Here is a 24,223-nt window from a genome sequence, read left to right as displayed (position 1 = left end):
GGCGGGACGCGGGACCGAGGCTATTTGCAGGCGATCCCGTTGCGGCCCGCCCCGGTCCGGATGCTGCGTGAGAGATGACGACGCATCACACAAGCGCGCGGGCGGGTGCCGCAATGAGGCAGGCCTATTGGTGAGCATGCAGCGCCGACACCTCTCCCGGTGGTCCCGCAGCGAGATGCGGGGCAAAGTTCGGACGATGCGATGCTGCGTGATCCGGCTGAGGCGCGACCTTTTCGTGCCAAAGCGCGGCATAGGCGGGTGGGCAGGCTCTGCTTGCTGGTCACCGGAGCAAGGCGCGGCATAGGGCGGATCCCGCCGGACAGGAGTCGCCGCGTACAGAGCGGGTGAAGGTGAGGTTTGCCCCGCGCTGGGGCGATTTTATGAATTACGCTGTCCGTCAGCAGGGGATGGTGGTCTGGCAAAAACGGGCGGCGAGGGGGTCTGGTCGGGCTTTCAGGACCTTCAACAGCCGGTTTCCGGGCTTTTGATGCTGCGCAGGAGGGCGATACCTGCCCCTGTGCCGCGCGCGGCAGCGGCCAGATCTCCGCGCGCCGCGCCACGCAGGGCATCGCGGCGACGTGCCCTGCCGGGGGGTGCTCGGATCTGGAGCACAAGGCCAGTCGCACCTCTGGAACTGCAGGCCAAACTGCCACGCGGCCCTAAAGCAGCCCGGTCCGGTGCCAGATCGACAGATGGCATTTGGGGCGCGCGTCGACGCCCCCTTTCTGGACACGGCAGTGCAGAAGGTAACGCTCTCCTCCACCCGCGCTACGGTGCCGGGCACTTGCGCAGCCCCGGCCCCGATGGCGGATGCAGACCATGATTGATCCTCTCGGACAGGACCAGAGGAACGCTGGATGCGTCGACAAACTGGCGGTCTCCGGCCCTGTGGACCTTGCGGAACGCTTTCCCGCCGCCATCCCTTTCGAAAGATCCGGCGGGGCGGAAGCGGTGCAGTCGTCATCATCCCGGCGGAGAATGACCGGGCCTACGCCCTCGCCGCCTGGCCGGTCGATCAGGCCAGCACTTCGTTAAAGCGGATCGATCCGCTGGAAGGCCTGCCGCAGTTCTTCGGACCACGCATTGCTCATGCGCTTGAAGCCCTCGTCGGTGTCGGGAATGCGGCGCGTGCGCGAGATGCGCAGCGCATCGCGTTCGATCACGGCAAAATCCAGCGGCATGCCAACGCTGAGATTCGAGCGCAGGGTCGAATCCATCGACAGCAGCATCGCCTTTTCGGCATCGGCCAGCGTCGTGTCGGCCTCGATCACGCGGTCGAGAATGGGCTTGCCGTATTTGTGCTCGCCGATCTGCAGATAGGGCGTGTCCGGCGTCGCCTCGATGAAATTGCCCTCGGGATAGACAAGGAACATGCGCATGGGCCCGCCCTTGCGCTGCCCGGCCACGATCATCGAGGCTTTGGCGGTCTGGCTCATCCGTTCCATCTTGGCGGCGATTTCGGTGGTGACGTCCGACAGCATCGCCCCCACGATCTCGGCCACCTGCAGCATGGTGGGCGCGCGCAGGATCGAACGGGCCGAGTCGGCATCTTCATTGGCATCGCTGAGCCGCGCCAGCGTGGTCTGGGTGATCGACAGCGACCCGGCGGTCATGATGGCGATCGCGCGCTCTCCGGGGTTTTCGAAGAGGAACATCTTGCGATAGGTCGCGATGTTGTCCAGCCCGGCATTGGTGCGGGTGTCCGACAACAGCAAGATCCCCGCATCCAGCAGAAGCCCCACGCAATAGGTCATAATCCCCCGGTTCCCTCCGACCACATCCCGCGCCTTGTAGGGCCGCGGCGCCGCCGCAGCAACCCTGCCCCATCGGCGTGAAGGATGGATTACTGCTGCTGTTGCTGTCCTGCCGTGACCACCACCTCGACCACAAGCTGTTCGACCGGCACCGCGCCCTGCACCATGCCGCGGATCGGCGCCGCCTCCTGCGCATCGCCGCCCGAGCCCAGCCGGATGTAGCGTTCATCCGGGCAGCAGGCATTGGCGGGGTCGAAGCCGACCCAGCCCAGCGTCGGCACATGCAGTTCGGCCCAGGCATGGCTGGCCTCGTGACTGGCGCCCGCGCCGTCCGACTGCAGATAGCCGGTGACATAGCGCGCGGGGATCCCCGCCACATGCGCCACCGCGATCAGCGCATGGGCGTGGTCCTGACAGACCCCGGCGCCGCCCGCCAAGGCTTCGGCGGCGGTGGTATGCGCCTCGGTCTCGCCGGGGCGGTAGGCGATGGCGGCAGACACGGCACGGCAGAGCGCATGGGCGCGGTCCAGATCGCTGGCGCTGTCCATGCCGCCCAGCGCCTCGTCGGACAGGGCGCGCAGCCCCTTGTCGGGGGCGACGGAGCGGGTGGCGCGCAGATAGGCCGAAGGCGGCACCTTTTCGCGGTGGTCGCGCAGCACGCCGAACAGGTCGATGGTCTCCACCTGCCCGGTCACCTCGATCTCGATCTCCGACACCGGGCCGCGCCAGCTGGCCAGCTCCACCCGGTCGCCGGCGCTGTCGGTAAAGGCCGCGCCGCGCATGCAGCCTTCGGAGGTCACCGCCCAGGACAGCACCCGCTGCGAGGCGCAGCTGGCGGGCCAGAGCTTCTGGGACTGGACGATGCCGCGGACCGGCTCGTCGAACAGGTAGCGGGTGACATGGCGCACGTTCAGGATCATACGGGCAATCCACTCAGATAGACGTTATGCACGGTCGTGGCGAGCTGGGCGTTGCGCGTCATGAACCGGGCCAGAAATTCGTGCAGGCCTTCGTCAAAGATATCCTCGACGCTGGCATTGCTCAGATCGTCAAAAAGCTGATGCGCCACGGCCTGCGCCTCGGTTTCCTTGTGGTAGTTCTCGGCGATGTTGTCGAGATATTCGCAGGTCCATTGCACGCAGGCTGCCAGCGACCGGGGAAACTTGCGGTTCAGGATCAGCAGATGCGCGATCTTGGAGGCAGTGATCTCGCCGGTATAGCTCCAGTTGAAGGCGCGCTGCGCGGTCATCGACTGCAGCAGCAGGGCCCACTGGCTTTGATCCAGACCCGAGCCCACATAGCTGACCGAAGGCAGCAGCACGTAGTATTTCACGTCGATCAGCCGCGAGGTATTGTCGGCGCGCTCCAGCGAGGTGCCGATGCCCATGAAGTTGTAGCCGTCATTGCGCAGCTGCGTGGCGGCGATGGAGCCGCGCACCAGATGGCAGGACCGCATGGTCCATTCGGTCAGATCCGACACCATGAGCTTGCTGCGTTCGGTGCGCTGCAGCTGCTTCAGCTCCTGATAGGCGGTGTTGAGCGCGTCCCAGACCGGCGAGGTCAGCGCGGTGCGCACCACGCGCGCGTTTTCGCGCGCCGCCGACAGGCAGGAATAGACCGACGAGGGGTTGTCGGCATCGAAGAACAGGAAGGTTTCGATGTTGCGCTGGTTGGGCTCGCCATATTTCTCGCGGAAGGGTTCCAGCGCGCCCTTGGCCTGCAGCACGGCTTCCCAGTCGTTGCGATAGCCGCCGTTCACATTGGGCAGCAGGGCGTTGCGCGCCCCCACTTCCAGCAGGCGGGTCGTGGTCTCGGCGCGCTCCAGATAGCGCGACATCCAGTAAAGGTGGTTTGCGGTCCGGCTCAGCATGTCGTCACTCCGCCAATACCCAAGTGTCCTTGACGCCCCCGCCCTGCGAGGAGTTCACCACCAGCGATCCCTCCTTCAGCGCGACGCGGGTCAGCCCGCCCGGGACCAGTTCGATGGTTTCGCCCACAAGGCAGTAGGGCCGCAGATCCACATGGCGCGGCGCGATGCCTTCCTCCACAAAGGTCGGGCAGGCCGACAGCGCCAGCGTGGGCTGCGCGATGTAATTGTCGGGGTTGTGGCGGATGCGCGCGGCAAAAGCCTCGATGGTGGACTTGTCGGATTTGGGACCGACCAGCATGCCGTAGCCGCCGGATCCATGCACCTCCTTGACCACCAGATCCTCCAGATGCTCCAGCACGTATTTGCGGTCATCGGCCTTGGCGCATTGCCATGTGGGCACGTTTTCCAGCACCGGCTCCTCGCCCAGATAGAACCGGACCATTTCCGGCACATAGGTGTAGACCGCCTTGTCATCGGCCACCCCCGCACCGGGCGCGGAACAGATCGTCACCCCGCCAGAGCGGTAGACATTCATCAGCCCCGGCACGCCCAGCATGGACTCGGGCCGGAAACACAGCGGATCGATGAAGGCATCGTCGATCCGGCGATAGATCACGTCGACCTTCTTGGGGCCCTCGGTGGTCTTCATCCAGACGTAATCGCCCTCCACGAACAGATCCTGCCCCTCGACCAGTTCCACCCCCATCAGATCGGCAAGGAAGCTGTGCTCGTAATAGGCGGAGTTGAACTGTCCCGGCGTCAGGATGACAATATTGGGCTCGTGGTCGCATTTGGCGGGCGCGACCGAGGCCAGCGTCTTTTTCAGCAGCCCGGCATAGCCATCCACCGGCGCGATGCGGTTTTCCAGAAACAGCTGCGGGAACATGCGCATCATGATCTCGCGGTTCTGCAGCATGTAGCTGACCCCAGACGGCGTGCGGCAGTTGTCCTCCAGCACATAGAACTGGTCGGGCCCGGTGCGCACCAGATCGATGCCGACAATATGGCTGAACACGCCGCGCGGCGGGCGGAACCCCACCACCGCCTTTTCATAGGCTTCGTTGTTGGTCACCAGATGTTCGGGGATGCGCCCGGCCCGGATGATCTCGCGCCGGTCATAGACATCGGCCAGAAACGCGTTCAGCGCCGCCGCCCGCTGGCGGATGCCGCGATCCATCTTGCGCCATTCCGCATTGGTCAGCACGCGCGGGAACATGTCGAACGGGATCAGCCGCTCCGGATCGCCGCCCTCGCCATAGACGGCGAAGGTGATCCCCACCCGGCGGAACAGCGCCTCCGCCTCGGACTGCTTGAGACTGCGCAGTTCGGCAGGCATCGAGCGATACCATTTCTCAAGGCTCTGATACCCGGGGCGGATTTCGGCGCCGTTCAGCATCTCGTTGAAGATCGGTGGCTCTTTGGGGCTCATGTTCTTCCCTTCACTCTTGCACCCACGTTCCACGTTTCAGCAACGAAGCGGAAGCCCCCCCACAGGAAAAAGGAAATTTCGCGACGACTGGGCGCATAATTAATAGGCAAACGCCCGAATTCCCCGCCGGGTTCCCGCCGATCTGGCCAAAACTTGCGGGCTTTGCCGCCAAAACTTCCTGCAAGCCGCCTTCTGAAAAGGCAAAACCGGCATTTTCCGCCCAAGGATTAGGCGCGCGTTCGGACCGGCGCGGGCGCCGCCGGAAATCCTCATGGCGGGTGCCGCAGCGTCGGCTATTGGAATCGGGTGCCCGGCAAACGGGTGCGTCACGGGGATGCTGCCGGAGGCCGGTCGGGACCGGGCCAGAGGCGGCGAAACAATAATCAAGGCGGCACAGGGCCTCGCCCGGTCAGCCGGCCCTTGGGGCCGGCCCGGGACAGGATTGCCGGATTGCTGCTCCATAGGGATGCAAGTCAGATGACCAAGACATTGAAACTGCTCAGCACGGCCTCGCTCGCCATCGTCGCCGCGGGCGCCGTGGCGGCACAGGATGCCGAGTGCCCCATCAAGGTGGGCGTGCTGCATTCGCTCTCCGGCACCATGGCGATTTCCGAGACGACGCTGAAAGACACCATGCTGATGCTGATCGACAAGCAGAACAAGGCCGGTGGCCTGCTCGGCTGCCAGCTGGAAGCGGTGGTGAAGGATCCGGCCTCTGACTGGCCGCTCTTTGCCGAAAAGGCGCGCGAACTGGTGTCGAATGACGCGGTGGACGTGATCTTCGGCTCGTGGACCTCGGCCAGCCGCAAGGCCGTGCTGCCGGTGATCGAGGAACTGAACGCGCTCTATTTCTACCCCGTGCAATACGAGGGCGAGGAAAGCTCCAAGAACGTGTTCTACACCGGTGCCGCCCCGAACCAGCAGGCCATCCCCGCCACCGATTACTTCCTCGAAGAACTGGGCGTCGAAAAATTCGCCCTGCTCGGCACCGATTACGTCTACCCGCGCACCACGAACCGCATTCTTGAGGCCTATCTGAAATCCAAGGGCATCGCGGAATCCGACATCTTCATCAACTACACCCCCTTCGGCCATTCCGACTGGTCGACCATCGTGTCCGATGTCGTGGCGCTTGGCGCGGATGGCAAGCAGGTCGGCGTGATCTCCACCATCAACGGCGACGCGAATATCGGCTTCTACAAGGAACTGGCGGCACAGGGCGTGTCGGCGGATGACATCCCCGTCGTCGCCTTCTCGGTCGGCGAAGAGGAGCTTTCCGGCCTCGACACCTCCAACCTCGTGGGCCATCTCGCGGCGTGGAACTACTTCATGTCCGCCGAAGGCGAGGCCAATGCCGGGTTCATCAAGGAATGGCATGCCTTCATCGGCGACGAGGCGCGCGTGACCAATGACCCCATGGAGGCGCATTACATCGGCTTCAACATGTGGGTGAACGCGGTGACCGCCGCAGGCACCACCGATGTGGATGCCGTGCGCGAAGCCATGTGGGGGCAGGAATTCCCCAACCTGACCGGCGGCACCGCCGTGATGGGCGTCAACCACCACCTGTCCAAGCCGGTGCTGATGGGCGAGATCCGCGCCGATGGCCAGTTCGACATCATCTCCTCCACCGATCCGGTGCCGGGCGATGCATGGACCGACTTCCTGCCCGACTCCGCCGTGCTGGAATCGGATTGGAAAGACCTCGAATGCGGCATGTACAACACCTCGACCAGCACCTGCGTGCAGCTCAACTCCAACTACTGATCTGACGCAGTGACCGACGGGCGCGCGTCCTTCTCCCGCGCGCGCCCGTCGCGTTTCCTTTCCCTGACGAACCAAGAAGGGCCGTCCATGCTGCGCGCGCTCCTGACCTGCCTTGCGCTTCTGTTCTGCGCGACCAGCCCTGCCCGGGCGCAGACCCCCGACCTGCAGACGGTGCTGCAGACCTATGCCGCCGAAGTCGCCGATCCCGGCCGCCAGACGGTGGACACCGTACTGGGTGCGCTGGTGGATGTGGGCGGGCCCGAGGTGCAGACCTTCCTCGAACGCTGGGCCGATCGCGGCGTCTACCAGCGCGCGGGCGACGGGCGGTTCTTCTATGCCACCGAAGCGGGCGACGGCTATGCCCTGACCGATCCGGCCACCGGCACTGACGCGGGCACCGCCAGCCGCGCCGAGATGACCCAGATCCGCCCCAATGGCGGGGTGCGCCGCGTCATCGCCTCGGCGCTGGTGCAGTTCCAGCTCTCCGACCCCGATCCCGCCCGCCGCATCGCCGCCCTCGACGCCATCGCGCGCAGCCCCTCCGAGGATCAGCTGGGCCCGCTGCGCGCCTCAATCGAGGACGAGCCCGATGACGACATCCGCGCCCGCAAGCAGCGGCAGTCGGGGATGCTGGCCGCAAGCTTCGGCGCCACGCCCGAAATCCGCATCGAAGCGATCGAGGCGCTGTCGGACGAGATCGCCGTGGACGTGCGCGCGGCGCTGAACCAGATCCTCACGACCCGGCCCGGCGTCGCCGCCACCCTGCCCCAAGACGCCAACATCGCCCGCACCCTGACCCCGGGCGAGGACATGACCGAAGCCGCAGCCTATGCGCAGCTGGTCGAGGCAGGGCTTGCGCAGCCGGTGCAGGGCCGCGACGCGATCAAGGCGGCGCTGACCGCAAACATCACCGAGGGCAGCGCAGGCGGCGTGCCGCTGGGCCAGCTCGGCAGCGAAGCCGCCCGCGCCCGCGCCTATGAAGCGCTCGCCGCCGCAGGCAGCGTGCCGCCGCTGGTGACCGAGGCCGACCGGCAGGCCGCCCTCGCCTCCCATGTCTTCTACGAGGAATATGCCGAACCCGATCCCGCCATCACCGCCGCCGCCCGCGCCGCACTGGACGAGATCGAAACCCGCGTGCTGCTGTGGCAGGGGCTGGATCTGGGGCTCGACAGCCTGTCGCTGGCCTCGATCTATTTCCTTGCCGCCATCGGGCTTGCCATCACCTTCGGGGTGATGGGGGTCATCAACATGGCGCATGGCGAATTCATCATGATGGGCGCCTATACCGGCTTCGTGGTGCAGCAGGTCATCCCCGATTACACGCTGTCGCTGGTCGTGGCGCTGCCGCTGGCCTTTCTGGTCACCTTCGGCGCGGGCGTGGCGATGGAACGGCTGGTGATCCGCTGGCTCTACAAACGCCCGCTGGAAACGCTGCTTGCCACCTTCGGCATCTCCATCGCGCTGCAGCAGCTGGCCAAGAACATCTTCGGCACGCAGGCGCGCCCGCTCACCTCGCCCGCATGGCTCGACGGCGCGTGGATCCTCAACGACGTGGCGGGGATCGCAAACATCCGCATCGCGATCTTCGTCCTCGCGCTGGTCTTTCTGGCGCTGATCCTCTTCATCCTCAAACGCACCCGCATCGGTCTCGAGGTGCGCGCCGTGACGCAGAACCCCGGCATGGCCGCCTCCATGGGCATCAACCCCGACCGCATCAACATGCTGACCTTCGGCCTTGGCTCGGGGATCGCGGGCATCGCGGGCGTGGCCATCGGGCTCTACGCGCAGGTCACCTCGGAAATGGGCGCCAGCTATATCGTGCAAAGCTTCATGACGGTGGTCGTGGGCGGCGTCGGCAATGTCTGGGGCACGCTGGCGGGGGCTGCGCTGATCGGCGTGCTGCAGAAGGGCATCGAATGGGTCAACCCCTCGAACACGCTCGCGGCGCAGACCTACATGATCCTCTTCATCATCCTGTTCATCCAGTTCCGCCCCAAGGGCATCGTCGCCCTCAAGGGCCGAGCCGCCGGAGACTGACACCATGCGCGCCCCTTTCTCGATCGTTGCTTCTGGCGTCACCCTCCGGCCGGCCTCCGGCCGGGATATTTGGGGCCAATGGAAACCGCAAAACGCCAAGACCCGTGTTTCCTTCGGCCCCAAATATCCCGGGGTGAATGGCGCCGAAGGCGACAGAGGGGCAGAGCCCCTTGCTCCCCTCCTCCCCAGCCCGCAGGACACCTCCGCATGACCCAAGGCCTTTTCCACCAGAACCGCTCGGTCGCCTGGTTCCTGCTGGCGCTGGCGCTGTTCGTCCTGCTTGTCACCATCCTGTCCGAGGCGGCGGGCAACGGCTATCTCTCCACCTCTTTCGTCAAGACGCTGGGCAAGACGCTCTGCCTGATGCTGGTGGCGGTCGCCATGGACGTGGTCTGGGGCTATACCGGCATCCTGAGCCTTGGCCACATGGCGTTTTTTGGCCTTGGCGGCTACATGATCGGCATGTGGCTGATGTATGCCCGGACCGAGCTGATCATCGCCGACTCGCTGCGCGCCGCCGCAATCCCGCCCACGCCCGAAGAGATCCGCGATGCCGTGGGCCAGCAGATCTTTGGCGTGGTGGGCAGTGCCGATTTCCCGTGGCTCTGGATCTTTGCCGACAGCCTCGTGCTGCAGCTTGCGCTGGTGGTGCTGGTGCCGGGGCTTCTGGCGCTGGTCTTTGGCTGGCTGGCCTTCCGGTCCCGCGTCACCGGGGTCTATCTGTCGATCCTGACGCAGGCGATGACGCTGGCGCTGTCGCTTTACCTCTTTCAGAACGAGGCCGGGCTGCGCGGCAATAACGGGCTTTCCGGCCTGCAGAACCTGCCGGGGCTCGATGCCGTGCCGCAGGCCACGCTGTCGATCTGGTTCTTCTGGGCCTCGGCGGCGGCGCTGGCTCTGGGCTATGTGCTTTTTGCCTGGGTGGTGTCGGGCAAGATGGGCTCGGTCATCCGCGGCATACGCGACAATGAAAGCCGGGTGCGCTTTCTGGGCTATCATGTGGAAAGCTACAAGCTTTTCGTCTTCACCCTGACGGCGGTGGTGGCGGGCATCGCGGGCGCGCTCTATTATCCGCAGGCGGGCATCATCAACCCCGCCGAGGTCGCCCCCATCGCCTCCATCTATCTCGCGGTCTGGGTGGCCATCGGCGGGCGCGGGCGGCTTTACGGCGCAGCCCTCGGGGCGGCGGCGGTGTCGCTGCTGTCAAGCTGGTTCACCGGCGGCGGCGCGCCCGACATCAACCTTGGCGTCTATACCGTGCAATGGACCGACTGGTGGCTGGTGCTGCTGGGCCTCAGCTTCGTCGCGGTCACGCTTCTGGCCCCCAAAGGCATCGGCGGGCTCTTCGATCTGCTCAGCCGCCGCCATCCCGTGCCGCTCCGCACCGGCGATTTCGGCCCCGACAAGGGCGCCCGCCGCACCGTCGAAGGCGAGGAGGAGAAATGAGAACGCTTCTTGAAATGTCCGGCGTCTCGGTCAGCTTCGACGGCTTTCGCGCCATCAACAACCTCAGCTTCCAGATCGCCGAGCCGGAACTGCGCGCCATCATCGGCCCCAATGGCGCGGGCAAGACCACCTTCATGGACATCATCACCGGCAAGACCCGCCCCGATTCCGGCCGCGTGCTCTGGGGGGAGAAATCCGTCTCGCTGCTGAAGATGTCCGAAAGCCAGATCGCGCGGGCGGGGGTGGGGCGCAAGTTCCAGAAACCCACCGTGTTCGAGGCGCAGACCGTGCGCGAAAACCTCGCCCTCGCGCTGAAGAACAGGCGCGGGCCGTTCGACGTGCTGCTCTACCGCAAGACCCGGCGCGGCGCCGCCCGGATCGAGGAGATCGCCGAGGAGATCGGCCTTGCCGCCGAACTGCCACGCATCGCGGGCGAACTCAGCCACGGCCAGAAGCAGTGGCTGGAAATCGGCATGCTGCTGGCGCAGGATCCGCGGCTGCTGCTGGTCGACGAACCCGCCGCGGGCATGACACCCGCCGAACGCGAACACACCACCGACCTGCTGCGCCGCGCCGCCCGGACGCGCGCGGTGGTGGTGGTGGAACATGACATGGAATTCGTGCGCCGCCTGAACTGCAAGGTCACCGTGCTCTGCGAAGGTGCGGTGCTGGCCGAAGGCTCGCTTGACCATGTGACCTCCAATCAGGACGTCATTGACGTCTATCTCGGACGCTGAGGACCCCAGATGCTGAGCGTGGACAACCTGACCCTGCATTACGGACAAAGCCAGATCCTGCATGGCATCGGCATCACCGCCGAGCCGGGCAAGGTCACCGCCGTGATGGGCACCAATGGCGTGGGCAAGACCTCGCTGCTCAAGGCCATCGCCGGGCGCCATCCCTATGCGCGCGGCACGATCACGCTGGACGGACAGGTGCTGGACCATCTCAACGCCTTCCAGGCGGCGCGCGCGGGCATCGCCTATGTGCCGCAGGGGCGCGAGATTTTCCCGCTGATGACCGTGCAGGAAAACCTCGAATCCGGCTTCGCCTGCCTGCCCCATGCCGAACGCGGCGTGCCCGCGCATATCTTCGAGCTTTTCCCGATCCTCAAGGATTTCCTGCACCGCCGGGGCGGCGATCTGTCGGGCGGCCAGCAGCAGCAGCTGGCCATCGCCCGCGCGCTGATCACCCGCCCCCGGGTGCTGCTGCTCGACGAGCCGACAGAAGGCATCCAGCCCAACATCATCCAGCAGATCGGCCGCGTCATCGCGCAGCTGCGCGAACAGGGCGACATGGCGGTGATCCTTGTGGAGCAGTATTTCGACTTCACATGGGGGCTGGCCGACCGCTTCTTCGCCGTGACCCGCGGCACGGTCTCGCTCTCGGGCGAGGCGGGCCAGATCAGCCGCGAGGCGCTGCTGGACAAGGTCTCGATCTGACATTCATCTTGCCCCTAAACTCCGGGGGAGTCTGCGCGCCAGCGCAGACGGGGGCAGAGCCCCCTTCTTTTTGAACTGTCCGCCTGTGGCGGACGGGGGCAGAGCCTCCTTCTTTTCTCACTGTCCGCCTGTTGCGGACAGGCGGCAGAGCCCCCTTCTTTTCGAACTGTCCGCCTGTGGCGGACAGGCGGCAGAGCCCCCTTCTCGTCACACATCCGCCTGTGGCAGACGGGGGCAGCGCCCCCTCCCCTCCTCCCTGCCCGCGTGCTAGACCCGGTCCACCCAAGCCCGGAGAGCCCCCATGCGCGCGCCCAGCCTGCCCCTGACCCGTGACCTCGTGCTGATCGGCGGCGGTCACACCCATGCGCTGGTGCTGCGCATGTGGGGGATGGATCCGCTGCCCGGCGCGCGGCTGACCCTGATCAGCCCCGGCCCCACCGCGCCCTATTCCGGCATGCTGCCCGGCTTTGTCGCGGGGCATTACGCCCGCGAGGACCTAGAGATCGACCTTGTCCGCCTTGCACGCTTTGCCGGGGCGCGGCTGGTGCTGGGCGCGGCCACCGGGCTCGATCCGGTGCGGCGCGAGGTCCATGTGGCGGGCCGCGCGCCGATCCGCTTTGACCTCGCCTCGGTCAATACCGGCGTCACCAGCGCCATGCCCGACCTGCCGGGCTTTGCCGAGCATGGCCTGCCCGCCAAGCCGCTGGGGCCCTTTGCCGAGGCCTGGCAGGGTTTCCGCGACCAGCCCGGCCCCGCCCGCGTGGCGGTGATCGGCGGCGGGGTGGCGGGGGCGGAACTGGCGCTGGCCATGGCCTTTGCCCTGCGCGCGCGGGGCCGTGCGGCGCAGGTGCATCTGCTGGACCGGGGCACGGCGCTGTCGGCGCTGCGGCCCCCCGCCGCCGCCAAGCTGCGCGCGGCGCTGGAGGCGGCAGGCGTGACCCTGACCGAGCAGGCAGAGATCACCCGCGTCACCGCGACCGGGCTTGAGCTTGCCGATGGCCGCCAGATCAAGGCCGAGTTTGTCACCGGGGCTGCGGGGGCGCGGGCGCAGGGCTGGCTGGCCGAGACCGGCCTTGCCCATCACCACGGTTTCCTCACCGTGGATCCCAGCTTGCAAAGCTCGGACCCGGCGGTGTTTGCTGCGGGCGACTGCGCGCATCTGCGCGACAGCCCGCGCCCCAAGGCCGGGGTGTTTGCGGTGCGCGAGGCGCCGGTGCTTTTCGCCAACCTGCGCGCGGCGCTGGCGGACAGCCCGGACCGCCGCCGCTACCAGCCGCAGCGCGATTACCTCAAGCTGATCTCGCTGGGGGGCAAATCCGCGCTGGCCGACCGGTTCGGGCTTGCCCCGGCAGGCCCGCTGATGTGGCGCTGGAAGGATCACATCGACCGCCGCTTCATGCGGAAATTCCGCGACCTGCCGCAGATGGCCCCGCCGCCCCTGCCGGTGCCGCGCGCGGCGGGCACCCCCGACACCGCCCCGCCCCTGTGCGGCGGCTGCGGCGCCAAGGTCGGGCGCGGCGCGCTGGCGGCGGCCCTTGCCACCCTGCCGCCGCCCGCCCGCGCCGACGTCACGCCGCTGCCCGGTGACGATGCCGCCCTGCTGAGCACGGGCGGGGTGCGGCAGGTGCTGACCACCGACCATCTGCGCGCCTTTGTCGAGGATCCGGCCGTGATGGCACGCATCACCGCCGTCCACGCGCTTGGCGACATCTGGGCCATGGGTGCGGCCCCGCAGGCCGCCACCGCCAGCCTGATCCTGCCCCGCATGTCGGAAGCTTTGGCCGAACGCAGCGTGACCGAGATCCTTGCTGCCGCGTCGGAGATCTTCCGGCAGGCCGGGGCCGAGATCGTGGGCGGCCATACCTCCATGGGCGACGAGCTGACCATCGGCTTTGCCATCACCGGTCTTTGCGACGCGGCGCCCGTCACGCTGCGCGGCGCGCGGCCCGGCGATGCGCTGGTGCTGACCAAACCGCTGGGATCAGGCGTGGTGATGGCGGCAGAAATGCGCGGTCTGGCCCCGGGTGCCGCTGTCGCCGCCGCGCTGGCCTCCATGTGCCGCCCGCAGGGCGATGCGGCGCGTCTGCTGGGCGGCGCCCATGCCATGACCGACGTGACGGGCTTTGGTCTGGCCGGGCATCTGGACGGCATTCTCATGGCCTCGGGCTGCGGCGCGCGGCTTGATCTGGCCGCCCTGCCGCTGCTGGCGGGGGCCGAGGCGCTGGCGCGGCAGGGCATCCGCTCCTCGCTTTATCCGCAGAACCGCGCCGCCGTGCCGGGGCTGGAGGCGGCGCAGGGCGCCCGGGCGGATCTGCTGTTCGATCCGCAGACGGCGGGGGGGCTGCTTGCGGCGCATCCCGACGGGGCAGCGGTGGTGACGGCGCTGCGCGCCGCAGATTATGACGCGGCGGTGATCGGCCAGATCACCGATGCGCGCCCCGGTCAGATCACGCTGGTCTGAACCACCGCCGCGATGCGGTCCGCCAGCCGGTCCAGCGCGGGCGCGTCCAGCGCCGGCGTTTCCACCCGCGCCAGCAGCGCAGGTGCGATGGCGCGCATAGATTTTTCGTAAGCCGGATCATAATGATCCGCCGCCAGCGAGGCGCAGAGGCCCAGCCGGTCGCCCGCATCGATCTGCCCAAGCCAGCTGTCCACCAGCGCATGACCGCGATGGAACCGCAGCACCGACAGCTTGTCCTTCAGCGCGGGCGCGTCGGACAGGATGTCGTCATAGGCGGCGTTCAGATAGGCGGCCCGCGCCTCCAGCGGCGCCGTCACCTCGATCCACGGCGCGAGCTTCATCGCCTCCCACAGCGCGGGCGGCAGCAGGATCTGGCCGATCTTGCTGCTTTCGGCCTCCACCAGCACGGGCCGCGCCGGATCGAGCCCGTCAAAGGCCTGTGCCAGCGCCGTCTCGAAGGCCTTCTGGCTGGGCTGTCCGCCGGGCATGGATCCCAGCAGCGAGCCGCGATGCCGCGCCAGCCCTTCCAGATCCACCACCTGCACGCCACGCGCGGCAAGGCGCGGCAGCAGCGCGGTCTTGGCGGTGCCGGTATGGCCGCCCAGCTGCACCAGCCGGTGCGGCAGCGGCTGGTCATACATGGCCTGCGTCACCAGACGGCGGAAGCTGCGATAGCCGCCCTCCACCACCTCGGCGCGCCAGCCGATCTGCTGCAGCATCCAGCCGAAGGATCCGGACCGCTGCCCGCCGCGCCAGCAATAGACCAAGGGCCGCCAGCCGCCCTCGTGATGCGACAGCGGTCCCTCGATATGGGCGGCGGCGTTGCGGAACACCAAAGCCGCCCCCAGCTTGCGCGCCAGAAACGGCGACTGCTGCTTGTAGATGGTGCCGACCCGCGCCCGCTCCTCGTTGTCGAGCACGGGCAGGTTGATGGCACCGGGGACGTGATCCTCGGCAAATTCAGCCGGGCTGCGCACGTCGATCACCGTGTCAAAGCCATGGCGGAAGATGTCGGAAAGCTGGGGGAAACTGCGGGTCATGCCGGCAGAGATAGCGGCTGCCACGAGGCCGGGAAAGCGCGATCTTCGCCGCGCGACAGATCGGTGAATTTTTTCCAACATCCCCTCTGGACACCGCCGCGCGGCTCGGCTATCCCCCGCCTCACCCGAGAGGCAGTGATGCTTCTCTCCCGTGCCCGGGTAGCTCAGGGGTAGAGCAGTGGATTGAAAATCCTCGTGTCGGTGGTTCGATTCCGCCCCCGGGCACCACGCCTTCCCCGTGGTTTAGCAGCGTCAGTTCTTCGGTCCCGTCAGTACCCGTCTCCTCCCTCCTTTCCATATCCGTCTCGTATGGTCGCTCCGAGTGCCGCAGCCGCGGTCCGGGGTTTCTTGCAGTTTCAAGACCTTGCGTTTGCGAAATTAGATAAAGACATGAATTTGAATCCCGAACCGACTGAGCTAGCGGTATCTTCTCGACAGCCGCAGGAAAGCCGCACCGTGTCCCGCACTGACCTTCTGATCGGCGGCTTCACCGCTGCAACGGCCATGTTGATCGTGGTCGGATCGCTGGAAATCATGCCCGCGCTGGATCACCGCCCGCTGGTCTCCGACAAGTTCGAACATGTGCTGGCCTATGCCGTGCTGGTGCTGCCTGCGGCGGTGGTCCGTCCCGGCTGGCTGCTGTGGCTGGCGCCCGTCGGGCTGGTGCTGGGCGGGCTGATCGAGGCGGTCAAGCTGCTGAAGGGCGGGTCCGAACTGGTCAATGACCTTGTCGCCGCAGCGATCGGGCTGGTTCTGGTCAGCGCGGGGTCGTTCACCCTGCGCTGTCTGGTCGCCCTCATGCGCAATGACCTGCGGCTGCCGCCAGACCTTGCCGACCGGCTGGACTGACCCGCCCCGCTCTTTCCCCTTCACAGATCGCACCATGGCTGCCCGCATGACCTGCGGCGCGGCCCGCATGCCTGCGCGGCTCGCGCACCGCCTGCGCGGCTGACCGGTCCCGGCGCCTGCGCAAAAAAACAGGGTGGCACCGATGGTGCCACCCTGCATGTCTTTTTGCCCTGAGGCGGGGTCGATCAGGCCATCGGCAGCGCGACGAAGGCCGTGTTGTCCAGATCGCCCTGCGACAGGTTCTTGATCAGGATTTCGTCGGCACCGAAGTCCAGCAGCAGGTCGTTGCCCATCTGCGTCAGATCCGCCGCCGCCATCAGACCGTCCAGATCGCCGATGCCCAGACCGGTCAGGTCAAGCTGATCGGCCTCCGCAAGGGTGAAGTCGGCAATCTGGTCCTGACCGAAGCCCGCCGCCGCGAAGACGAAGACATCCGCCCCGCCCTTGCCTGCCATGAGGTCGTTGCCAGCGCCGCCCGAGATCATGTCATCCGAGCCAGCACCGGTCACGCGCTGGTCGCCGGTCTCGCCGTCGATCCGGCGGGTCACGGCCACCGCGCCATCTTCATAGGTGGTCTCGACCATGTCGCCATTGTCCAGAACCGCCGTGGCGCCCGTCAGGACACCGTTGTCATAGACCCGCTCCAGCGAGGAGAAGGCGAAGACATCGGCATTGTCCTCAAGCAGCGTGCTGACCACCATGCCCGCGTCGAATTCGGCGGTGATGACCTGCCCGTTGTCATAGGTGGTGACCCGCTCGACCAGCTCTCCGGCTTCGAACTGCATCGCGACCGAAGCCACGTCGAGCACATCTTTCGTGTCGACCATGCCGCGGGTGGCGATCAGCCCGTCTTCGAAGGTGACCGACAGTTCGCGCCCATCTTCCTGCAGGACCGTCACGCCACTGCGCGCGCCGGTTTCGTCATAGGTGCGCACGGTCTTCTGCGTGTCGGTGACCATGGCCGTGCTTTCCAGCTGGCCTGCCGCGTTCCACTGCAGGGTCTGGATGTTGCCGTTGTCGAAATCCACGACCCGCTCGCGCAGCACATCGGCGCCGTCGAACGTGTCGGTGACCATGGACACCGGGCGGTCGCCGTTATCGCCGCGCAGCACCTGACGGGCAAAGCCGAGGTTGGTGATGTTCAGGTCGCTGTCGCGGCCCGTCTCTGCCTCGTCAAAGGCGGTTTCGACCGTGCCGTGGTTGGCGGCCAGATACTCGGCAAAGGCATCCTGTTCGGTGCCATTGTCGGCAAAGGTCGCAACACCGTCACGCAGCGCATCCGCCTCGCCGTCACCATCCAGATCGTAAAGGTCGACCCGGTCGGGGTTCGACAGGTCCAGCGGGTAGCCGTCGCCGTTCGGAAGCATGAAGTTCAGCACCACGGCCCGGATCACCAGATCGGCATCCGCCACCGTCACGCCGTTCCGCACCAGAGCCACAAGGACGTTGCCATCCTCGTCCACGATGTCGGCCTGCGTGACCCGGCTGCCTTCGGGGCGCGCCGGATCAAAGCTGTATTCCACCCCGGCGAACTGGCCGAAGGCCCCCTGACCGCCGCTGTTGGCGGCATGGTTCAGAACCGCCACCATCTCTGCCGCGGTCATGCTGACCAGCGACAGGCCGTTGTTGAAGGCGAGCGCCGAGCTGATGTCGTTCTGGCTGATGGCGCCTTCGGCCTTGATGACGTTGCCGTCACCGTCGACCAGTTCCTGATTGGGCAGACGCACCGCCTCGGTGCCGCCCGCGGGCACGGTGACCTCGCCGATGGAGGCGCGGATGCCGCCGCCATTCTTGATGGAGACCATCACCGAATTGTCCTGCTCCTGCGCGTAGGCAAGGTTGGCCTTCGCGGTCAGGTTGCCAAGGTTGGTTTCCTGGCTGCGGACGCCATCCGTATCGGTGCCGGTGTCGGCGCCGGTGCGGTTGCCGTTCAGGAACACGTCCGAGTAACCGAAGACGTTGGACTGGGTCGCGACGATTTCCGCCTCGATCTCGTCCACGATCTGCTGGATTTCCGCATCCACCAGATCCTCGGCCCCCAGTTCGGCCACGCCCTCGGCGTCGGTGGCATATGCGCCCGACACGTCGGCATCATAGCTTTCCGGGATGATGTGGCCGTTTTCGTCGAAGTCGACGACCAGACGCCCGACATACTTGTAGGAGCCATCGGTGTTGACCACCGCGATCGGGTTGCCGTCGGCATCCGTGGTGAAGATCGGATACTGACCCTGATCGCTGTCGCCATCGCGCGGGCGGTCGTTTTCATCAAAGAGCCGGGTGTTGGACCCGCCCGCGATGATCACGTCGACGTTGCTCAGGCGGCCCGCCAGTTCCACTTCGATGTCCAGCACCTGCATGTGGGCCATCAGGATGACCTTGTCCATACCGGGGTTGGCAGCAAGCAGCGCGTCGACCTCGGCCTGGATTTCGGCAGCAAGCGCGTCCAGCTGGTCGGCGGTGGGGGTGTTGTCGAAGGGCAGCGGGGACACGCCCACATTGCCCGGCGAGGAGATGCGGCCCAGCGTCGGCGTGGTGGCGCCCACGACACCCACCAGTTCGGTGGTGCCGGTCTGTTCGCTGTCCACGGTCAGCACCACCGAAGAGGTGACGGTGCCGCCCTGCGGGGCCTGACCGCCTGCCACTTCCAGCGCGCCCAGTTCGGGGTTGGTCGAGAAGTCGAGGTTGGTCGACAGGTAGGAGAAGTCGGTCCCGCCAAAATCCTCGCCAAGGATGGTGCCCGGTGCCTCGCCCGAGATCAGACCGGCAAGGTTGGCCGGGCCGAAGTCGAATTCGTGGTTGCCAAGCGCCATGGCCTGAATGCCCAGCTCGTTCTGGATCTGGATGTCGGCGATGCCCGCCGAGCCGTAAACGGCAGCGGAGGCGGCGTAGAAGGGCGAGCCGATGATCGCGTCACCCGAAGAGAGGGTCAGCGTGTTGTCGGCGATCCCGTCATTGCCCACATCCTGCGCCCGCAGGCCGTTCAGCACGGCCGACAGGTTCGGCGCGTCAAGCAGCGCCGAGGTCGAGGCTTCCTGATCGGAGAAGTGCAGCAGTTCCAGCGTGAAGTTCGGCGCAGCAGGCGTGCCCACCGTGCCCGGCGAGGCGATGGCAGGTTCGGTGCCGTCGCTGCCGCCCAGTTCTTCGGTCGCCACGGCGCCCGAGGCATTGCCCACGGTGGAGCCTTCGCCAAGCGCCACGTCGTAGGAGACGCCGCTGGCCAGTTCCGGAATGACCGCGAAATCGGCCTCGACACCGCCCGCAAGCGGGTTGCCGACCCACAGGGTCACGCCGTCACCCGACTGGCCCAGACCGGAACCATCGGTGAAGGCCACCTGCACGTCGGTCAGATCGGTTTCGGAGGCCCAGACATCGCGGAAGGTTGCGGCATCGTCGGCAGTGCCGATCACCACGATCGCGGTCTCGCCCGGGGCCAGCATCGACACGCCGTCGATCACGGTGGCGTCGGCAGCGCTGCGGCTTTCGTCATCGTAATACAGCGCGCCATGCACCGACATGTCATAGGCGACATCGCCGGTATTGGTGATCTCGAACCAGTCGCCGGTCAGATCCGTGCCGTCCTGACCAACCCAGGCTTCGGTGATGGTCAGCGTCGGCGCCTCGGCAGGCTCCGCTTCGTCGAGAGAGTAGATGCCCAGCGTCGCGGACACCTCGTTGGTCACCACATAAAGCGCCTCGCCGGTGGGGCTGTCTTCGGCAGAGATCACCAGCGTGCCTTCGGGGCTGACATCGCCCGCATTGCCGGCGGAGCCGACATAGCTGACGTCGGCGGGGTTGGTGACGTCAAAGATCAGCGTGATGTTGGAGCGTTCCAGACCGACGAAGGCATAGGCCTTGTCGCCCACGACGCCGACCGTCACGCCCTCGGGCTCCGGGCCCTTGTTGTCGGACCGGCCATCATCCCAAAGCTCGGGGAATTCGGCGGCGATGATCCGCTCCAGCGCGTCGCCGCTGTCGAACACCATGGTGCCGGTCTCGTCGAGGATCGAGAAGGAGCGTGCGCCATAGGCCAGCAGCTGGTCCACATCGCCGTCGCCGTCGATGTCGCCATTGAGCAGCGGCGCGTTGGTGACGTTGAGACGGCCAAGCACCTCGTCCGCCTGCAGGGCTGCGGCATCCGGGAAGGCGTCGGCATCCAGCGTCACGTCGGCTGCGCGTTCGCTTTCCTCGGGGTCCATGAAGTCGTCGCGGTCGTCGCCTTCATTGGCGATGATGTAATAGGTCTGGCCATCCTCGGCGGTGTAGGAGGTGATGGCATCGGGCATGAACTGGCCAATCACCGGGTTGCCGGTGGTCAGGTTCATGCCGCCGTCGCGGTCGGAGAAATCGGCCTGAAGGTCCGAGAAATCCTTGCCGCCCAGCGGAACGATGTCGGTGAAGGTCATGGTGGTCAGGTCCAGCACCGCGATGGCATTGGCTTCCTGCAGGGTGACCATGGCGGTCAGGCCATCGGCGGAGACGGAGATGAATTCCGGCTCCAGATCGTCGGACACGCTCTGGCCTTCGAAGATGCGCACGCCCGCTTCGCGCAGCGCGTCTTCCTGACCGTCAAAGGCGGTGAAGTCGAGCTGAGTCACGGTGGCGGCATCGGTGCCTGCCGCGATGTCGATGACCGTCACGCCGCCCTTGGGGTTGTCCAGCGCCAGATCGACCGGCTCGCCTTCGTTGGCCACAAGGATCTTGGTGCCATCGGGGGAGAAGGTCACCGCATCCGGCAGCGCGCCGGTGTCGTAGGAGGCCACCAGATTGCCGTCCAGATCCAGCAGCACCACCTTGCCCGCTTCGGTCTTGTCAGCGGCGGGCAGCGCCACCGCGACAAATTCGCCATTGGTCGCGACCGAAGTGATGTCGGTGGTGGCAAAGCCATACCCCGCGGCGGTGAAATTCACCGTCGACAGCAGCACCGGGTTGGCCGGATCGGCGATGTCGACGATCTGCAGACCCCCGGAGGAGGTCACATAAAGCTTGCCCTCGGCGAAGGCGGCGATTTCGGCACCGTCCAGTTCCAGCGAGGCAAGGTGCTGCACGTCCAGCGCGCCGGTGGCTTCGATCGAACCCTCGTAGCTTGCGCCATCGTAAAGGGAGACTGTCATGGGGCTGTCCTCTTCGGAAAGGTCAATGCCCACGACCACCGGATCATGATCGGAGGCGCGCGTCGGCACGCTGCCGTCAAAGATGTCGGGATCGCGGGAGAAATCGGTGTTGTAGTCCAGCGCATCGGCCTCGTCGGCATTGATGTGCCATTCGAGCGCGTCAACGATCTTGGCGAAGAGTTCGACCGAGGCCATGGCGTAATCCAGCGTGCCCAGCATCGCGTCGAACAGGTAGGAATAGCTGCTGTCGAGGAACTCCTCGACAACGTTCACGAAGCCTGCCTCGTCGGTGAGGTAGGCGATGGGGTCTTCGGAGGCATAGGCGTTCAGATCGCCCAGCAGCAGCATGTTGGGCGTGGCCGACCCGGTGGGGTTGGTGTCAAGCCACGCATCCAGCGCCTGCGCCGCCAGCACGCGCTGGTTGTTGAACGAGCCTGCGCCATCACCCGCGTCCAGATCGGCGCCGGTGCCGGTGCCGCCCTTGGATTTGAAGTGGTTGACCACCACGGTCATTTCCTCGCCGCCCGCAAGGGCTGCGAAGGTCACGGCCAGCGGCGCGCGGCTGGTGCCGGAGCCGTCAAAGATGCCGCCCACGGTGCTTTGCGCCAGCAGATCGGCATCGACCGCGGCATCGGTCAGGAAGGCGGCAGAGGTGCCGTCGGCGATCTCGACCTTGTCGCTGCGGTAGATGAAGCCACCGGCGATGGCATCGCCGCCGACAAATTCGCTGCCCGGATCGACCCAAGCCCAGACATCGCTGCCTTCTGCGGCGTTGAGCGAGTCGACCAGCGCCGCGATGGCGATGCCGCGGTCGCCCTGCGCGCCGTCAGCGCCCGGTGCGATGCCACCTTCAAGGAAGTCGTTCTCGATCTCGACCAGCGCCACCACATCGGCGCCCAGACCCTGAATGGCCGTCGTGGTCTTTTCCAGCTGCCGCTCGTATTCCTCGACGCTGTCGGCACCCCGGCCTTCCATGTCGAGGTTCGGGCCGATGCCTTCGTTGCCGCTGACATCGATGGAGGTGAAGAAGTTCAGCACGTTGAAGCTGGCCACCTTGATGTCGCCCGCCACCTCGGCAATCACGTCCGCGACCGGATTGGTGTCGTCAAAGCTGTTCTGGCCGTCTTCGGTGCCGCGCACCCGCCATGTCGCCTGCGAGGCGGAGTTGCCCGCCCACTGGTAATCCAGCACGCCGGTCAGGTTGGTCACCGTGTCGCCCATCGACGGGGCGGTGCCGGTGGAATAGCCCTGAAAGCCGTCCAGATTGCCGATCGGCTGGTTCTGCTGGTTCAGACCGTCATCATAGATGATCTGGCGCCCGCCGATTTCCGACAGATAGGCGTCATTGCCTTCGGCATCGGGGGTGTTGAACTGGCTGTAGGTGAAGGGACGCTCGCCCACGATGGTGGTGCCGTCGGGGCCTGCCTGCTCGAAGCCGTTGGTGTCGAACAGCATCACTTCGTTGAACCGGTCGAGCTGATACTGCTCGGTGATGGTCAGCGTGGCGGGCAGCGTGACCAGCATGCCCTCATAGGCTTCCAGATCGGCCTGATAGCCGCCATCCTGCGCCTGCGACACGTCGCCGTCCAGATCGATCACGGCGGCGGTGGGCAGCGCGTTGCCCGAAGAGATCACTTCGACCGAGGAGACCGAACCAAGCTGCGTCATGCCGAAATATTCGGTGACGGTGCCGGTGACGCGCACCTTGTCGCCCACCTGCACATCGGTGCCGAAAGAGCTGTCAAAGACATACAGACCTTCGGAGGTGGAGGCATCGCCATCCGCATCCGCGTCTTCTTCCTGCAGGTAGAAGCCGCCAAGGCTGCGGCCTTCGTCGGCGTCGCCGTTCTGGAAATCGCCGACCACGATGGCCTCGACCGTCACGGTCTGGCCGCGCAGCGGGCTCGCATCCATGTTGTCGGTGCCGCTGACCGCGTTCGAGCCCTGCGTGTCCGCATTGCCCTGAATGGTGGAGATCAGCGTCGCCTCGTCATTCTGGATCGTGCCGGTGGCGGTGGCCTGGCTGATGGTCAGCTCGCCCGAGGGATCGGTCAGGGTGACGGTCAGCGTCTCGGCGGCTTCGGGGGTGGTGTCGCCGGTCACGGTCACGTCGATGGTGGCCTCGGTCTGGCCTTCGGCGAAGCTCACGCTGCCGGAGGCGGCGGTGTAGTCGCTGCCTGCGGTGGCGGTGCCGTCGGCGGTGGACCAGTCCAGCGTCGCGGTGCCCGCGCCATCGGTGCGGGTCACGGTGAAGCTCAGCGTGGCGGTGCCGGTATCGCCTTCGCTCACCTGCGCGTCGGCGATGGCATAGCTGACCGCGCCCTCATCGCCGCCAAAGCTCTGGCCCGCGTTGATGCCGCCCATGCTTTCGGCGGCAGGTTCGGCCCATGTAAAATCTTCGTATTCGGTGCCGGTGCCGGTCAGCTGCAGCGACAGGCCGACATCGGTGGAGGAGGTCTCTGCGACGCCCACATCGACCGAGGTCATGCCATCGGCGGGGCCGCCCACGGCGGTCAGCGTGCCTTCGTAGCTCAGGAACTGCACCACGGCGCCATCGGCATCGACCAGCGCGATGGCATCGGGCGAACCGTTCTGGATCGAGTCGGCGGCAAGGCTCTCGGCGATCTTCACGGCGCCAAACCCTGCGCCCTCGTCGTCGATGCTGCCCGACAGCGTCACGGTGCGGTAGGACGCGCCGTTGCTGCCGTTATACAGGACAATGGACCATCCGGTCAGATCGGTGCCGGCGGGGCCTGCGATTTCGATCATCTCGCCGGTGTCGCCTCCGACGTTGTCATAGTGAAATTCGTTGATGAAGATCGCGGTCATATCAAGCTCCCCGAGCGCAACAAAAGTCCTTCGGTTGCCGGAAAACATTGTTTTCCGACATTTTTTCAGGACGATGAGTCAAACGCGGACCCGGCACGGTAGGCCCGCTCTGGTCGGTTAACGGAGTTTCATGACGGATTCTTGAAGTCGCACGCGGCTTCTTGCCGGAATGCGGGATTGACCGGGTG

At 66.3% G+C, this 24,223-nt stretch carries 13 protein-coding genes and 1 tRNA gene; 8 read left to right on the top strand and 6 right to left on the bottom strand.

Going from position 1 to position 24,223, the window contains the following annotated elements; all coding sequences use genetic code 11:
• Positions 1-1,031: 1,031 nt before the first annotated feature.
• The 4 genes from VK682_RS13980 to VK682_RS13965 all read right to left on the bottom strand — a co-directional run bounded on the left by VK682_RS13980 (position 1,032) and on the right by VK682_RS13965 (position 5,053).
• Complete coding sequence (locus VK682_RS13980; RefSeq protein ID WP_089846928.1) at positions 1,032-1,754, bottom strand: Ntn hydrolase family protein; 723 nt, start codon at positions 1,752-1,754, stop codon at positions 1,032-1,034.
• Between the two features lie 89 nt (positions 1,755-1,843).
• Entirely contained in the window at positions 1,844-2,674 is an 831-nt protein-coding gene (locus VK682_RS13975) for a transglutaminase family protein (RefSeq protein ID WP_230795146.1), read from the bottom strand.
• The gene (locus VK682_RS13970; RefSeq protein ID WP_089846924.1) at positions 2,671-3,624 is read right to left on the bottom strand and encodes an alpha-E domain-containing protein; all 954 of its coding nucleotides are present in this window, start codon (positions 3,622-3,624) and stop codon (positions 2,671-2,673) included. Before VK682_RS13970 ends, VK682_RS13975 begins: the two co-directional genes overlap by 4 nt.
• Positions 3,625-3,628: 4 nt before the next feature.
• On the bottom strand, positions 3,629-5,053 hold the full coding sequence (locus VK682_RS13965; RefSeq protein WP_089846922.1) for a circularly permuted type 2 ATP-grasp protein: 1,425 nt from the start codon (positions 5,051-5,053) through the stop codon (positions 3,629-3,631).
• A 477-nt stretch (positions 5,054-5,530) separates the two neighbouring features.
• Here VK682_RS13965 and urtA point away from each other — a divergent pair, with 477 nt between their 5' ends.
• From urtA to selD, 6 genes are all read left to right on the top strand, one after another.
• Complete coding sequence (urtA, locus tag VK682_RS13960) at positions 5,531-6,820, top strand: urea ABC transporter substrate-binding protein (protein WP_230795147.1); 1,290 nt, start codon at positions 5,531-5,533, stop codon at positions 6,818-6,820.
• 87 nt (positions 6,821-6,907) lie between these two features.
• Complete coding sequence (gene urtB, locus VK682_RS13955; protein WP_230795148.1) at positions 6,908-8,857, top strand: urea ABC transporter permease subunit UrtB; 1,950 nt, start codon at positions 6,908-6,910, stop codon at positions 8,855-8,857.
• Between the two features lie 207 nt (positions 8,858-9,064).
• Positions 9,065-10,303 (top strand): urea ABC transporter permease subunit UrtC, encoded by a 1,239-nt coding sequence (gene urtC / locus VK682_RS13950; RefSeq protein ID WP_089846915.1) that lies wholly within the window; start codon positions 9,065-9,067, stop codon positions 10,301-10,303.
• Positions 10,300-11,040 (top strand): urea ABC transporter ATP-binding protein UrtD, encoded by a 741-nt coding sequence (urtD, locus tag VK682_RS13945; RefSeq protein WP_230795149.1) that lies wholly within the window; start codon positions 10,300-10,302, stop codon positions 11,038-11,040. The genes urtC and urtD overlap by 4 nt, the downstream gene beginning before the upstream one ends.
• Positions 11,041-11,049: 9 nt before the next feature.
• Positions 11,050-11,745: an urea ABC transporter ATP-binding subunit UrtE gene (gene urtE, locus VK682_RS13940; RefSeq protein WP_089846912.1), complete on the top strand. Its 696-nt coding sequence runs from the start codon at positions 11,050-11,052 to the stop codon at positions 11,743-11,745.
• Positions 11,746-12,046: 301 nt separating this feature from the next.
• Positions 12,047-14,206 (top strand): slr1591 family oxidoreductase, encoded by a 2,160-nt coding sequence (gene selD / locus VK682_RS13935; protein WP_230795150.1) that lies wholly within the window; start codon positions 12,047-12,049, stop codon positions 14,204-14,206.
• On the opposite strand, the gene mnmH is transcribed toward selD, so the two are convergent.
• Positions 14,188-15,246, bottom strand: coding sequence for a tRNA 2-selenouridine(34) synthase MnmH (gene mnmH / locus VK682_RS13930; protein ID WP_230795151.1), 1,059 nt, complete (start codon positions 15,244-15,246; stop codon positions 14,188-14,190). The genes selD and mnmH overlap by 19 nt on opposite strands.
• A gap of 153 nt (positions 15,247-15,399) precedes the next feature.
• Here mnmH and VK682_RS13925 point away from each other — a divergent pair.
• Together VK682_RS13925 and VK682_RS13920 are read left to right on the top strand one after the other, a co-directional pair.
• Positions 15,400-15,474 (top strand) — tRNA-Phe (locus tag VK682_RS13925).
• Between the two features lie 228 nt (positions 15,475-15,702).
• Complete coding sequence (locus VK682_RS13920) at positions 15,703-16,095, top strand: hypothetical protein (protein WP_230795152.1); 393 nt, start codon at positions 15,703-15,705, stop codon at positions 16,093-16,095.
• A 185-nt stretch (positions 16,096-16,280) separates the two neighbouring features.
• Here the strand turns inward: VK682_RS13920 and VK682_RS13915 are convergent, their stop codons facing one another.
• Positions 16,281-24,035, bottom strand: a complete 7,755-nt coding sequence (locus VK682_RS13915) for an ExeM/NucH family extracellular endonuclease (RefSeq protein ID WP_230795153.1) — start codon at positions 24,033-24,035, stop codon at positions 16,281-16,283.
• Between the last annotated feature and the right edge of the window lie 188 nt (positions 24,036-24,223).

This window comes from Salipiger marinus (genome assembly GCF_035481585.1).
Taxonomy (GTDB): domain Bacteria; phylum Pseudomonadota; class Alphaproteobacteria; order Rhodobacterales; family Rhodobacteraceae; genus Salipiger; species Salipiger marinus.
The sequence above is the reverse complement of the archived record's forward strand: the minus strand, read 5'-3'. Positions and strand labels throughout refer to the sequence as shown.